The sequence below is a fragment of the Micromonospora kangleipakensis genome, assembly GCF_004217615.1.
In the GTDB taxonomy this organism is placed as follows: Bacteria; Actinomycetota; Actinomycetes; order Mycobacteriales; family Micromonosporaceae; genus Micromonospora; species Micromonospora kangleipakensis.
Genome location: NZ_SHLD01000001.1, coordinates 671062 through 684927 on the forward strand (window position 1 = coordinate 671062; position 13866 = coordinate 684927).

General features: G+C 74.1%; 10 protein-coding genes. 4 read left to right on the forward strand and 6 right to left on the reverse strand.

Annotation, left to right across the window (positions count from 1 at the left end; all coding sequences use genetic code 11):
* Positions 1–48 precede the first annotated feature (48 nt).
* Positions 49–1317: a glycosyltransferase family 4 protein gene (locus EV384_RS03275; RefSeq protein ID WP_130329984.1), complete on the reverse strand. Its 1269-nt coding sequence runs from the start codon at positions 1315–1317 to the stop codon at positions 49–51.
* A 133-nt stretch (positions 1318–1450) separates the two neighbouring features.
* Here EV384_RS03275 and EV384_RS03280 point away from each other — a divergent pair, with 133 nt between their 5' ends.
* The 4 genes from EV384_RS03280 (at position 1451) to EV384_RS03295 (ending at position 6196) form a co-directional block, all read left to right on the forward strand.
* Positions 1451–2311, forward strand: a complete 861-nt coding sequence (locus tag EV384_RS03280) for an Fpg/Nei family DNA glycosylase (RefSeq protein WP_130329986.1) — start codon at positions 1451–1453, stop codon at positions 2309–2311.
* A gap of 327 nt (positions 2312–2638) precedes the next feature.
* Positions 2639–4144, forward strand: a complete 1506-nt coding sequence (locus EV384_RS03285; protein WP_130329988.1) for a sugar transferase — start codon at positions 2639–2641, stop codon at positions 4142–4144.
* Between the two features lie 40 nt (positions 4145–4184).
* Entirely contained in the window at positions 4185–5408 is a 1224-nt protein-coding gene (locus EV384_RS03290) for a sensor histidine kinase (RefSeq protein WP_130329990.1), read from the forward strand.
* A gap of 26 nt (positions 5409–5434) precedes the next feature.
* The gene (locus EV384_RS03295) at positions 5435–6196 is read left to right on the forward strand and encodes a LytR/AlgR family response regulator transcription factor (RefSeq protein ID WP_130340191.1); all 762 of its coding nucleotides are present in this window, start codon (positions 5435–5437) and stop codon (positions 6194–6196) included.
* A gap of 12 nt (positions 6197–6208) precedes the next feature.
* Here the strand turns inward: EV384_RS03295 and EV384_RS35740 are convergent, their stop codons facing one another.
* From EV384_RS35740 to EV384_RS03320, 5 genes are all read right to left on the reverse strand, one after another.
* Entirely contained in the window at positions 6209–8353 is a 2145-nt protein-coding gene (locus EV384_RS35740) for a protein kinase domain-containing protein (RefSeq protein WP_242623925.1), read from the reverse strand.
* A gap of 163 nt (positions 8354–8516) precedes the next feature.
* On the reverse strand, positions 8517–9428 hold the full coding sequence (locus EV384_RS03305) for a type II secretion system F family protein (protein WP_130329992.1): 912 nt from the start codon (positions 9426–9428) through the stop codon (positions 8517–8519).
* Between the two features lie 3 nt (positions 9429–9431).
* On the reverse strand, positions 9432–11330 hold the full coding sequence (locus tag EV384_RS03310) for a type II secretion system F family protein (RefSeq protein WP_130329994.1): 1899 nt from the start codon (positions 11328–11330) through the stop codon (positions 9432–9434).
* Positions 11327–12697 carry a TadA family conjugal transfer-associated ATPase gene (locus EV384_RS03315; protein ID WP_130329996.1) on the reverse strand — a complete coding sequence of 457 codons (1371 nt, stop codon included), beginning with the start codon at positions 12695–12697 and terminating at the stop codon, positions 11327–11329. Before EV384_RS03315 ends, EV384_RS03310 begins: the two co-directional genes overlap by 4 nt.
* Complete coding sequence (locus EV384_RS03320) at positions 12694–13866, reverse strand: CpaE/TadZ family protein (RefSeq protein WP_130329998.1); 1173 nt, start codon at positions 13864–13866, stop codon at positions 12694–12696. The genes EV384_RS03315 and EV384_RS03320 overlap by 4 nt, the downstream gene beginning before the upstream one ends.

Sequence of the window (13866 nt, forward strand, 5' to 3'; positions counted from 1 at the left end):
GGCCCGACCCGGAGTTGATCAACCAGCCCGGGGCGGGGTGTGGGTGGGTCAGGCGGGAGTCGGGGTGCGGGCGACGCCGGCGTAGATGTCGATGAGCTGCTTGGTGACCACGTCGGGGTGGAAGGTGCGCTCGTAGCGGGCGCGGGCGGCGGGAGCCAGCGCGGCGGCGCCGGCCCGCGCCACGGGCAGGGCGGCGGCCAGCGCGGCCGGCTCCGGGGCCACCACCCAGCCGGCCTCGCCCGCCTCGATCCCGGCCGGCGGGGCGACCCGGCCGTCCCCGGGGACGGCGGAGGCGACGGCGGCCGGGCCGGTGCCGGCGGGCTCGCGGGGGGTGTCCGCGCCGACCAGGTACGGGATGCCGCCGAGCGCGGTGCCGAGCACCGGACGGCCGCTGGCCAGCGCCTCGATGATCACGGTCGGCAGTACGTCGTGCCAGGTCGAGGTCGCCAGCACCACCGCGCTGGCGTCCAGCGCGGCGCGTACCCCGGCACGGTCCAGCGGACCGAGGAAGGTGACGTCGGCGCGTTCGGCGGCCGCCGCCTCGACCAGCGGGCGCAGCTCGCCGTCCCCGGCGATCCGCAGCGGGCCGAGCGCCCCGTCCGGGTGCCGTCGCCACGCCTCCAGCAGCAGGTCCAGCCCCTTCTCGGGGGAGAGCCGGCCGAGGAAGAGGAAGCCCTCCCCGAGCGGGGCGGGCGGGCCCGGGTCGGGGATGGCGTTCGGCTTGACCACGATCCGCTCGTCCGGGATGCCGTAGTCACGCAGGTGGTCGGCGACCGCCGTGGTGAGCGCGATGAACCGGTCGACGGACTTCCAGGTCGGGCGGTGCACGGCGAGCGTGGTGGCCATCAACGCGCTCTGCGCCCGGGACCCCCGGTAGCAGCGGTGCACGATCGCCGGCACGCCCAGCGCCCGGCCCCGGCAGTCCTGGCAGATCACGCCGTCGCGGAAGTACAGCCCGGAGGAGCAGACCTGGCGGTAGTTGTGCACCGTCTGCACCACGGGCACGCCGTGCTTGTGCGCGGTCCGCACCACCCAGGGCGAGAGCAGCGGGTACGGGTTGTGCAGGTGCAGCACGTCCGGCCGGCGCTCGGTGAGCAGGCGGCTGAGCTCCTGCTGGGCCTTCGGGGCGTAGATCGGCGAGATCGGCAGCAGCGCCTTCGCCGCCTTCGGCATCGTCGGGATCTCATCGGAGCTGCGGATGAACGGCAGCACCTCCACCCCGGCCGCGGCGAGCTGGGCGATCTCCGCGTCGACGATGGTGTTCTCGCCGGAGGGCTGGGCTTCCCGGTACCGGTTGTGCGCCACCACGATTCTCACGGAGCTCGCCTTTCGTTCGCGACTGCCTGCCTCTGCTCGCGACTGCGGGGCTCGCAAGCTCACTCCTCGCGCTCGCGGAGGGACTCGCAAGCTCATTCCTCGCGCTCACCGGAAAGAAGGCTACCGTTGTCTGATGCCCGAACTACCGGAGGTGGAAGCGCTCGCCGGATATCTGCGTGAGCGTGCGGTGGGGCGCAGGGTCGACCGGGTCGAGGTCGCCGCGATCAGCGCCCTGAAGACGTACGACCCGGCGCCGAGCGCGGTCGCCGGCCGGCCGGTGGTCGACGCCGGCCGGCACGGCAAGTTCCTCGACGTGATCTTCGACGGCGGCCTGCACCTGGTGGTGCACCTGGCCCGGGCCGGCTGGCTGCACTACCGGGAGGCGTTCCCGTCCACCGCGCCGCTGCGCCCCGGCAAGGGCCCGGTCGCCCTGCGGGTACGCCTCGACGACGGCTCCGGCTTCGACCTGACCGAGGCCGGCACGCAGAAGAAGCTGGCCGCGTACCTGATGACCGACCCGGCGCAGGTGCCCGGGGTGGCGAAGCTGGGTCCGGACGCGCTCCGCGCCGACCTGGCCACCTTCGCCGAGCGGTTGCGCAGCCGGCGCGGCCAGGTGAAGGGGGTGCTGACCGACCAGTCGGTGCTGGCCGGGGTCGGCAACGCGTACTCGGACGAGATCCTGCACGCCGCGAAGCTGTCCCCGTTCGCGATCACCGACCGGCTGACCGACGACCAGTTGGCCACCCTGCACGCGGCGACCCGGACGGTGCTCGGCGACGCGGTCCGGCGCTCGATGGGCCAGCGGGCCGCCGAGCTGAAGGGCGAGAAGCGCTCCGGCTTGAAGGTGCACGCCCGGACCGGGCTGCCGTGTCCGGTCTGCGGGGACACCGTGCGGGAGGTCTCCTTCGCCGACTCCAGCCTCCAGTACTGCCCCACCTGCCAGACCGGGGGCAAGCCGCTCGCTGACCGTCGGTTGTCCCGGCTCGTACGGTGAGTAACGACACTTCCCGGTTACGGAGAGGAATCGGCCCGCGCGCGTCGAACCTCCCGGTCCGCGGCTCTTCCGGGGCCGCCATCCATCGGTATAGTGGCTCGGTCCCCGGCTTCGAAACTGGTGCGGAGCCGGCCGGATCCCAAGCAGGCACCACCGGGCGGGTTGTCCTTAGGGTCGCCGTCCGACCCGGAGCCCGCGTGGGAGACTGGAACGGTGGGCGACCCGGGCCCTCACGGCGAGTGAGGGCGCGTGTCATGCGGGAGGACATGGGTTGAGGTGACGACAAGCCTCCAGCGCCCGGTAACCAACACAGGCCGGAGCAAGAGCGTGCGGCACGTCGACAGCTTCGAGATCCAGCCGCCGACTCCGCCGTCGCACAACGGCGTACCCCGGTCGGCGTGGGCCCGTGCCCGCCGCCGCGTCTCCCGCTGGCACCGCCCCTACATCGCGGTGCTGCTGCTGCTCGACTACGGTTCGGCGGCGCTGGCCAGTTGGATCGCCATCCAGACCTTCGACCAGGCCGCCTCGGGCTTCCAGGACGCCAAGGAATCCTGGTTCCACACGGTGGCGTTCCTGCTGCTCCCGCTCGGTTGGTTGATCATCCTGTGGGGCAACCGGGCCTACGACCGGCGGTACCTCGGCCTCGGGCCGGACGAGTTCAAGCGGGTGATCCGGGCCGGGGTGGCGGTGGCCGCAACGGTCTCGTTCATCGCCTTCGCCACGAGGACCCTGCTGTCCCGGTGGACGGTCGGTTTCGCCCTGCTCGGGGCCCTGCTGCTGATCCTGCTGGGCCGGTTCCTGGCCCGGTTCGTGCTGCACGCGGTGCGCCGCCGGGCCGGCCACGCCGGGCACCGGATGGTGCTGGTCGGCACCCTGCCGGAGGCGCTGGAGGTCTACACCGCGGTCACCCGCAACCCGGGCGCCGGCCTGGTGCCGGTGGCCATCCACATCACCGACGGGTACGCCGCCGCCCGCGGCATGGAGACCCCGGTGCCGGTCTACGCCGGCCGGGACGTGCTCGCCCTGGTCCGCGAGGTCGGCGGGGACACGATCGCGGTCTGCGGCTCGGCGAGCGCGGAGCCGGGCGAGCTGCGCCGGCTCGCCTGGCAGCTGGAGGGCTCCGGCGTCGACCTGGTGGTCGCCCCCCAGCTCACCGACATCGCCGGTCCCCGGGTGCATATCCGGCCGATCGAGGGCCTGCCGCTGCTGCACGTCGAGGAGCCGACCCTGTCGGGCCCGGCGCTGCTGGTCAAGAACCTGCTGGACCGGGTCGCCGCCGGGCTGGGCCTGCTGCTGCTGGCCCCGCTCTTCATCGCCGTCGCCGTCGCGATCCGGGTCTCCGACCGCGGGCCGGTCTTCTTCCGCCAGCCCCGGGTCGGCCACGAGGGGCGGACCTTCCGGGTCTGGAAGTTCCGCACCATGTACGTCGACGCCGAGGATCGGCTGGCCGGCCTGGTCGACCAGAACGAGACCGACGGCATGCTGTTCAAGATGAAGCAGGACCCCCGGGTCTTCCCGGTGGGCCGCTTCCTGCGCGCCTCCTCGCTGGACGAGCTGCCGCAGCTGATCAACGTGCTCCGGGGCGAGATGTCCCTGGTCGGGCCGCGCCCGCTCCCCGCCGACGACGGCGACTTCCTCGGTGACGTGCGCCGCCGGCTGCTGGTCCGGCCGGGCATGACCGGGCTGTGGCAGGTCTCCGGCCGCTCCGACCTGTCCTGGGACGAGGCGGTCCGGCTGGACCTCTACTACGTCGACAACTGGTCGCTGGCGTACGACCTGAGCATCCTGTGGCGCACGGTGGGCGTGGTGCTGGCCCGCAAGGGCGCGTACTGATCCTCTTGGCCTAGCGGCCGCGAGGCGTCAGGATCGCTGCGTGGGTGGCAACCTCTCCGCCGGGTTCGGCGTCGTCTCGCTGATCACCGCGCTGGCCGCGGCGCTCTGGGCGGTGCTGCGGCTGCGCGCCCGGCGGGGCATCGCCACGGCGACCCAGCGGGCCACCTACGAGGTGCTGCACACCGCCGGGCTGGCCGCCGAGCCGTTGCGGGCGGGGCTGAGCGCGGCGGGCGCGGCGAAGGCCGTACGGCATCTGCGGGCCCTGGTGGGCGCGGCCGGGCTGGCCCTGACCGACCGGGAGGTGCTGCTCGCCCTCGACGGGCGCGGCGCGCACCACGGCGAGCAGCTGCTCGCGGCGGCCCGGCGGGCGGCGGCGGCCGGGCGCTCGACGGTGCTGCGCGAGTCGGAGCTGCAGTGCGACCTGGTGGACTGCCCGGTACGCGGCGCGGTGGTGGCCCCGCTGAGCGCGGACGGCCGGGTGGTCGGGGCGCTGGTCGCGATCGCGGACGGCCAGCCGGCGCCGGGCCTCGTGCAGGCCACCCTGGAGACCGCGCACTGGGCCGGCGACCAGCTCGCCCTGGCCGAGCTGGACTCGTCCCGGGAGCGGCTGGCCCGGGCCGAGGTGCGGGCGCTGCGCGCCCAGATCAGCCCGCACTTCATCTACAACGCGCTGACCGCGATCGGCTCGTTCGTCCGGACCGACCCGGAGCGGGCCCGGGAGCTGATCCTGGAGTTCGCCGAGTTCACCCGCTACTCGTTCCGGGCGCACGGCGAGTTCACCACCCTCGCCGAGGAGCTGCGCTCGATCGACCGCTACCTGACCATCGAGCGGGCCCGGTTCGGTGACCGGCTCCAGGTGCGGTTGCAGATCGCCCCGGAGGTGCTGCCGGTGACCCTGCCGTTCCTCTGCCTCCAGCCGCTGGTGGAGAACGCGGTCCGGCACGGGTTGTCCCGCAAGCCGGGCACCGGCATGGTGAGCATCGAGGCCCGGGACGCGGGCGCGGAATGCCACATCACGGTGGAGGACGACGGAGTGGGGATGGATCCGACGACGCTGACCGCCGGCATCGCCGAGCTGGCCGGCGCCGGCAGCGACCCGACCGACGACCCGGGCCAGCACGTCGGCCTCTCCAACGTCGACGAGCGGCTCCGGTCGGCCTTCGGGGACCGGTTCGGCCTGGTGGTGGAGACGGGCCTCGGTTCGGGTACGAAGGTGAGCATGCGGGTGCCGAAGTTCCACCCCGGCGTACGGGCGGGATCGTGAGCGAGCGGACCGACCGGGTCGGCGGGCTGAACGCGACCGGGTTCCTCCGGGTGCTGGCGGTGGACGACGAGCCGCCGGCGCTGGACGAGCTGGCGTACCACCTGCGGGCCGACCCGCGGGTGGCCCGGCTGCACACGGCCGGGGACGCCACCGAGGCGCTGCGGGTGCTCCGGGACGGCGACGTGGACGTGGTCTTCCTGGACATCCGGATGCCCGGGCTGGACGGGATGGAGCTGGCCCGGGTGCTGCGCCGGTTCGCCCGGCCGCCAGCGATCGTCTTCGTCACCGCGTACGACGACGGCGCGGTGGACGCCTTCGACCTGGGCGCCACCGACTACGTGCGCAAGCCGGTCCGCGCCGAGCGGCTGGCCGAGTCGCTGCGCCGGGTGATCGGCTCCCGGGTGGTGCCGTCGCACCCGGCGGCCATGGCCCGGGCGGAGGAGGACCCGACCATCCCGATCGAGCTGGCCGGGACGACCCGGATGCTGCCCCGCTCGGCGGTGCGCTGGGTGGAGGCGCAGGGCGACTATGCCCGGCTGCACACCGCGGACGGCTCGCACCTGGTCCGGGTGTCGCTGGCGACCCTCGCCGAGCGCTGGGCCGACGCCGGGTTCGTCCGGATCCACCGGTCGTACCTGGTGCAGTTGAAGCTGATCGCCGAGCTGCGGCTGGTCAACTCCGGCTACGTGGTGGTGATCGACGGGGCCGAGCTGCCGGTGAGCCGCCGGCACACCCGGGAGCTGAAGGACAAGCTGGTCCGGGCGGCCAAGCAGGACTGGAACCGCTGACCGGCGTACCCGTCAGACCGGCGGCACCCGGGTGTCGGCCGCATGCAGGGGCACGTAGTGGTCGAAGAAGAGCGCCTTGACCAGCTCGACCCGGCCGGACACCCCGAACGCCGCGAACAGCGACATCATGCCGTCCTGCACCGCGTACGCGGAGATGCCCAGATCCTGGGCGATCTGGCGGGTGTTGCGCCCCCGGGCGACGGCCCTCAGCAACCGCCCCTGCCAGGGCTCCAGCCCGAGGGCCCGGATGACGAACTCGCTCACCTGGTGTGGCCGGATGCGCTGCACGGTCACCGACACCGCCGCCTCCCGCGGCACCGCGTGGAAGGCCAGCCAGCGGCCGTCGTGGTGGACGCCCGACGGATCGAGCACCCCCGAAGCCCGTCCCCGGGTGACGGCCGCGCCCATCCGGGCCAGCTCCGCGGTGTCCAGCAGGTGCCGGGCGTCCTCGGTCATGTCGAAGAGCCGACCGTCGGGCGAGAGGGTCAGCGAGCCCGCCAGCGGCGACCCGCGCCGGGTCGGCTGCGCCGGCACAGCCGCCGGGGGTACGGGCGGCCTGCCGCGTCCCCGGCGGGCCCTGGGCACCCGGAGCCACCGGGACGCGGACGGCTCCTCGGTCGGCTCGGGAGCGGCCTCCGGCGGCGGGGTCACCGCTGGCGCGTCCCCGCGGACGAGGCTGCGGTGCAGCGCCGCGCCGAGCGGCCGGCTCGCGGGCGCGAGGTGGGCGAGGTCGGCGTCCGTGAACCGGCCCCCGGCCCGGTACAGCAGCAGCGTCCCCCAGGTCCCCTCGTCGTCGTAGCAGGCCAGACGCAGTTCGTCGGAGAAGCCGCGCGGCTGCAGGACGTTGCGGAACCGCCAACTGGCGGACGGGTCCCCCTGGGTGCTGGCGCCGAGGGTGCCGACCCGGGCGCCCTCCGCGAGGTCGACGATCCGCAGGACGTCCTCCTGCCCGTACTCGTTGGCGAACAGCTCACGTTCGAACTGCTCGTCGTGCGGGCCGCCGTCGACCACGCAGGACGCCCACATCAGCGTGGTCGGGTCCAGCACGGTCCAGAACGCCAGGTCGAACCCGACCGCGTCGCGCAGCAGCACGCTCGCCTGCTGGCGGAGCCCGACGTGGTCGAGCGAGCCGTCGAGGTGCCGGGCGAGCCGCGCCACGTACGGTTCACGGGCGGAGCCGGTGGTGGGCAGCACGGCGAGCGGATCGGGCCGGACGACGATCCTGCCCCGGTCGGAGCCGGCCGGGCTGCCGCTGCCCGTCTCCCCCGCAGAGCTCTCCGGCCCGTCCGGATCGTCGAGATCGTCCTCCACGGGGCGGTCCAGCGGTACCTGGACACCGGCCGCGTACGCCAGGGTGACCGCGAGCTCGTGGCTGTCCGGCCGCTGTGCCGGCTCCTTCGCCAGGCAGCGGTGCACGAGGTCGCGGACGATCGGGGGCAGGCCGGGCAGCCGGGGCAGCGGGGCGGGTTCGAGGAACGCGTGCGCCTCCAGCATCTCCGCGTTCGACTGCACGGTCCACGGCGGCCGGCCGGCGAGCAGCCGGTAGAGGATCATCCCGAGCGCGTAGACGTCGGTGGCCGGGACGACCGTGTTGCCGAAGAGCCGCTCCGGCGCCACGTACTCCGGGGTGCCGACCAGTTCTTCCCCCTCCCCGTCCGGGTCGCGCTGGCCGGCCACCGCCGCCAGCCCGAAGTCGACCACCTTGGCGCCGGCCGGGGTGAGCATCACGTTGCCCGGTTTGACGTCGCGGTGCACCACTCCCTGCGCGTGCGCGGCGGCGAGCGCCGAGGCGACCTCGGCGCAGTTGCGCAGCGCGGACTCGACGGAGAGCGGCCCCCGCTTGAGCCGCTGGTGCAGCGAGCGACCCTGGAGGAGTTCCATCACCACGAACGGCACCTGACGACCGTCGTCGGTCATCGACTCGCCGTAGTCGTACACGGCGGCGATGTGCGGGTGGGTCAATCGGGCGGCGGCCCGGGCCTCGGCCAGCACGCGCTGCCGGGAGTCCGCGTCCTCGGCGAACCGGGGGCCGAGCACCTTCACCGCCACCTGCCGGTCCAGGACCTCGTCGAAGGCACGCCAGACGACCCCCATGCCGCCCTTGCCGATCTGGTCGACCAGCCGGTAGCGGTAACCCAGGATCGCCTCGCCCCCCACCGGCTCAGTCTGCCCTTTCCGTGCCCCCGTCGATCTGTCGGAAATCCATCCCCGCAGGTCGGCCCGGCGGGGTGCGACGGATTCCCGGCACGGACCCGGATGGATCGGGTCCGACGTGGTAATCATCGTCCCGGTCCGCGCCCGGCGCACGGTGAGTACGCGGTCAGTTGCCGAAGGCGTCCAGCAGCCGGAGCACACCCGGCCCGATCACGACGACGAAGAGCGCGGGAAAGAGACAGAAGATCATCGGAAAGAGGATCTTCACCGGCACCTTCTGCGCGAGCTCCTCCGCCCGCTGGCGGCGCCGCAGCCGCATCTCGGCGGCCTGCTGCCGCAGCACGCGGGCCATCGGGACGCCCAGGGTGGTCGCCTGCACGGCCGCCGAGGAGAACGCCTTCAGCTCGTTGACGCTGGTCCGGACGGCCATCTCGCGCAGGGCGTCCACCCGCGGCCGGCCGATCTGCATCTCGTGCAGCACCCGGGCGAACTCGCCGACCATCGGCCCCCGGCCGTTGCGGACCACCTGCGCCAGGGCCGCCTCGAACCCGAGACCCGCCTCGACGGTCACCACGAGGGTGTCCATGATGTCGGGCAGGGTCCGGCGGATCTCCTGCTGCCGCTCCTGGGCCAGGTGCAGCACGAGCAGGTCCGGGGCGAGGAAGCCGGCGGCGGCGCCGGCCAGCACCCAGAACACCGAGGCGACCGGACCGGCGACGAGAGCGGCCAGCACCAGGCCCACGGCGCCGCCGGCGAAGAGCAGCACCCCCTTGTACGCCAGCACCGCGTCCATGCTCAGCCAGGAGGGATTACCCGCCTGGTCCAGCCGGCGACCGAGGCCCTCGAAGGCATCCGCGGGGGTCAGCCGCCGGCCGAGCGTCCGCGCCCGGTCGGCCAGTGCCCCGTGCGGCTGGCCGGTGGGCCGCGGAGTCGACGGGAGCAGGCGGTAGCCCTGGTCGGCCACCCGCAGGGTACGGGCGACCGCACGGCGGTCAGCGCCCCCGGTGGCGCCGACCAGGGCCACCACCAGGGCCAGGAACAGCGCGCCCAGGCCGGCCAGCAACAGCAGCGAATCCATGCCTCACACCTCGACCTTGATCCAGCGCGCCATCCAGAAGATGCCGACCACCATCAGCACCACCGCGCCGACCAGCATCAGCAGCCCGACCGGTGTGGTCCAGAGCGGGCTGAGGTACTCGCGCCGGGTCAGCAGCATCCAGATCGCCATCACGACCGGCAGGGCGATGAGCACGTACGCGGAGAGCCGCCCCTCCGCGGAGAGCGCCCGGACGTGCCGGCGCAACCGGTCGCGCTCGCGCAGCGTCTCCACCGTGGTCTCGAGGACCTCGGCGAGGTTGCCGCCGGTGTCGCGCTGGATCCGGATCGCCATCACCGCCCACGCCAGGTCGTCGTTCTCCACCCGCTGCGCCACCCGCTCCAACGCCTCGTCCAGGTCGGAGCCGAGCCGGATCTCGGCCATGGCCCGACCCAGTTCGGCGGTCAGCGGACCCGGCGGGGAGTCCTGGACCACCGCGTCGATCGCCTGGGCGAGGGAGAATCCGGACCGCAACGACCCGACGATCAGCTGCAGGGCGTCCGGGAGCTGATCGGCGAAGGCCCGGCGGCGCCGGCTCTCCCGCAGCCGGCGGTGCAGCCTGGGGCCCAACCAGCCCAGCGCCGCGCCGAGCAGGACGCCGAGCACTCCACCGAGCAGTCCGAGCAGGACGGCGCCGGCCAGGGGCGCGCCCACCCGCACCGCCGGATCCGACGACCGTGCCCTCGGTTCGCTCCCCGGCCCACCGTGCGCGGTGTCCGCACCGCTCCGCGCTCCCCTCAGCCGGCCGGAGACGCCGAGCGTGGTCCTTACGAAGCCGCCCGTCGGCCCAGGCGGTTGGCCCGACTGAGCGGCACGCGCGCCGGCGGTGGCCGGGCGGAACTGCTCGACCTGCCGCAGCCGGCGCTGCCGGACCGACCCGTTCAGGCTGAAGGCGACGAGCAGGGTCGAGACCAGCAGGACGCCGAAGACGAGCACGGCGACCAGGTCCACCCGCAGCGCCGGCAGGCTCGGGAGGGCCCGGTCGTCGGCGGCCGCCGACGATCCGGACGAGTTGGCGGAAGCCGACGCGGCGAACCGGACCGGGGCGGTGCCCCTGGCCGCAGCGGCACCGGTGCCGGCGGTGACGGTGAGGGTGCTCGTGGTGCCGGCGAGCTCCGGCGGGACGGACACGGTGATGGCGACCCGCAGCGGGACGGTGTCGGCGGCGGCCCGCAACACCGCGCTCACGCCGTCCGGGCCGGCCGATCGGACGGTGCCGCCGGTGGCGGTGACCAGCTGCCGCAGCTCGGCCGGCACCGCCCGCCCGCCGGGGATGCCGACCAGGTCCACCCGGACGCCGGCGGCGAGAAGCTCCCGCAGCGCCGGGGCCGGATCCTTGCTGTCCAACCCACCGGCCAGCACCAGCAGCCGCGCCTCCGCTTCGTCCGTCACCAGTCCCGCCGCCGCGCGCAACCCGGCGTACAGGGCGGTGTCACCGGTAGCCCGCAGGTCGGCGAGGGCCGCCCGCAGCTCACCCCGGTCCCGGGTCGGCCGAACCAGCACGGTCGGCTCGCCGGCGGCGGCCACGAGGCCGATGGCGACATCCGCCGGCACCCGCTCGGCGTAGGCGAGCACCCCGGCCTGCGCCGCCCGCAGCGGAGCGCCGGCCATCGCAGCGCCATTGTCGAGTACCACCAGGACCGTACGCGCCGCGCCGGCCTCCTCGACCGCCACGCTGGACGAGAGCAGCCAGCCGTCCCGGGCGACGGTGACCGGCGGAATCCCGGCGGCCGAAACGCCCGGGAGGTCCGCGACGAGCCGCACCTGGTCCGGCTTCACCTCGTCCACCGTGACGGGCAGGTCCCGGGCGGCTGCCGCCGGGGCGGCCGACGCCAGCAGCACGGCCAGGGCGGCCAGCAGGGCGAGCCCGAGGCGGCGGGTCACCACTGCCGGCCCTCGAACAGGCCGACGGGCACCGGGACACCGGCGTCGGCGAGGGTGTCGAGCAGCCGGGGGCGAAGGCCGGTCCAGCGCAGAGCGCCGAGGTGCCGCCCGTTCTCGTCGTGCCCGGCCCGGTGGTCGAAGACGAAGAGGTCCTGCATGGTCACCACCTCGCCCTCCATGCCGAGCACCTCGGTCACGTGGGTGACCCGCCGGCTGCCGTCCCGCAACCGGCTCTGGTGCACCACGAGGTCGACGGCGGAGGCGATCTGTTCCCGGATCGCGCGGACCGGCAGGTCCAGGCCGGCCATCAGCGACATGGTCTCCAGCCGCGCGACCGAGTCCCGCGGGCTGTTGGCGTGCACCGTGGTCAGGGAGCCGTTGTGCCCGGTGTTCATCGCCTGGAGCAGGTCCAGGGCGGCACCGTCGCGGACCTCGCCGATGACGATCCGGTCCGGGCGCATCCGCAGCGCGTTCCGGACCAGGTCCCGGACGGTGATCTCGCCCCGCCCCTCGATGTTCGGCGGCCGGGACTCCAGCCGCAGCACGTGGTTCTGGCGGAGCTGGAGTTCCGCCGCGTCCTCGATGGTGACGATCCGCTCGTCGGGCGGCAGGAAGCTGGACAGCACGTTGAGCGTGGTGGTCTTGCCGGAGCCGGTGCCGCCGCTGATCACGATGTCGAGGCGGCCGCGCACGCAGGCATACAGGAACTGCGCCACCTCCGGCGTGAAGGTGCCGAAGCCGATCAGGTCGTCGGTGGTGAAGGCGTCCCGGGCGAACTTGCGGATGGTCAGCATCGAACCGTCGAGCGCCACCGGCGGCAGGACGACGTTCACCCGGCTCCCGTCGGGGAGGCGGGCGTCCACCATCGGGCTGGACTCGTCGACCCGGCGGCCCACTCGGGAGACGATGCGGTCGATGACCCGCCGAAGATGCTGCTCGTCCACGAAGGACGCGTCGACCTGGTGGATACGCCCGAACCGCTCCACGAAGATCTGGTCCGGGCCGTTCACCATGATCTCGGTGACGTCCGGGTCGCGCAGCAGCGGCTCGACCGGGCCGTGACCGAGGATCTCGTCGAGCAGCTCGGCCGAGATCCGGGCCGAATCCGTGACGGCCAGTGGCGAGTCGCTGCGGGCCAGCACCTCGTTGATCGTGTCCCGGACCTTCTTCTCCAGCACGGTGTCCGGGGTCCGGTTGTCGTACAGCTGGGGGCCGAGGATGTCGAGCAGTTCGCGGTGGATGCGCAGGCGGAGAGCGGAGGTGCTGGTGCCGCCGGTGGGCCCGGTGATCGGGCCGGAGGTACGGGTGGTCCGGCCGCTGTCGCTGCCGGGCGGGTAGCGCTGCGCGAGCCGGTCGGAGAGGCTCATCGGCTGCCCACCCGACCGATCCGCTCCCGCAGCCCACGACCGGAGCGGGCGGGCGGGTCGGCGGCGATCCGCTCCAGCGCCAGCCCCCGGATGGCCCGGCTGACCGGATGTCCCGGCTTCTCCACCACGATCGGCACCCCCCGGTTGATCGACACGGGCACGTCCCGGCTGGACGGGATGTGCACCGAGGTCGGCGTCTGGAGTACGCGTTCGACGTCCGCGCCGGTCAGCCCGACCCGGGCGTCGCTGCGGTTGAGCACCACGAGTCGGGTCTGCGTGGGCAGTTCGAGGAGGTCGAGCATGTCCATGGCGACCCGAAGGTTCTTCAGCGCGGGAACGTCCGGGGTGGCCACCAGCACCTGGACGTCGGAGACGTCGAGCGCGGCGAGCACCCCGTCGGTGAACGCCGGGGGCGTGTCCACCACGACGTAGTCGGCCAGCGTGCGGACCGCGGCGAGGACCCGGGCGACCAGGTCCCGCCCGATCCGCTCCGCCTCGGCCGGCCCGACCGGGGCGAGCAGCACGTCGACGCCGGGCGCGTACGAGGTCAGCAGGGCGCGGACCAGGGTGGGGTCGATCCGGTCCCGGGCGTTCGCCGCGTCGGCGATGCTCCGCTCGGGCGCCAGTTGCAGCATGATCCCGACGTCGCCGAAGGCGAGGTCCAGGTCGACCAGGCAGACCCGCCGGCGGCCGCCCTCGGCCAGCGCCACCGCCAGGTTGGTGGCGAGGGTGGACTTCCCGCAGCCGCCCTTGGCGGAGAAGATGGTCACCACCCGCGCCTCGGCGGCGGCCTTCGCCGGCGTACCGGCGCCGAGCAGATGCCGGGAGACCTCCAGCGAGCGGGTGCAGGCCGCCTGTACGGCCGGGAGGTCCCGGGCGTCGACCACGTCGCGTACCCCGGCCCGGAGCGCCTGGCCCATCGTCTCCACGTCCAGCCGCTCGCGCAGCAGGAGAACGCCCAGGGCCGGCCGGGCGAGCCGCTGCCGGGCCGCGAAGTCGAGCGCCAGCCCGGGATCGGTGGTCGGGCCGAAGAGCACCAGCGGATCGGGGTGCTGGTCGGCGAGGAGGCGCTCGACGTCCTCGAGCCGGCTCGTGGTGAGGACGCCGGTCCCGAGCTGGGAGGCCAGGTGGGCGCTCCACTGCCGGTGGGGTTCGAAGAGGATCGTCAT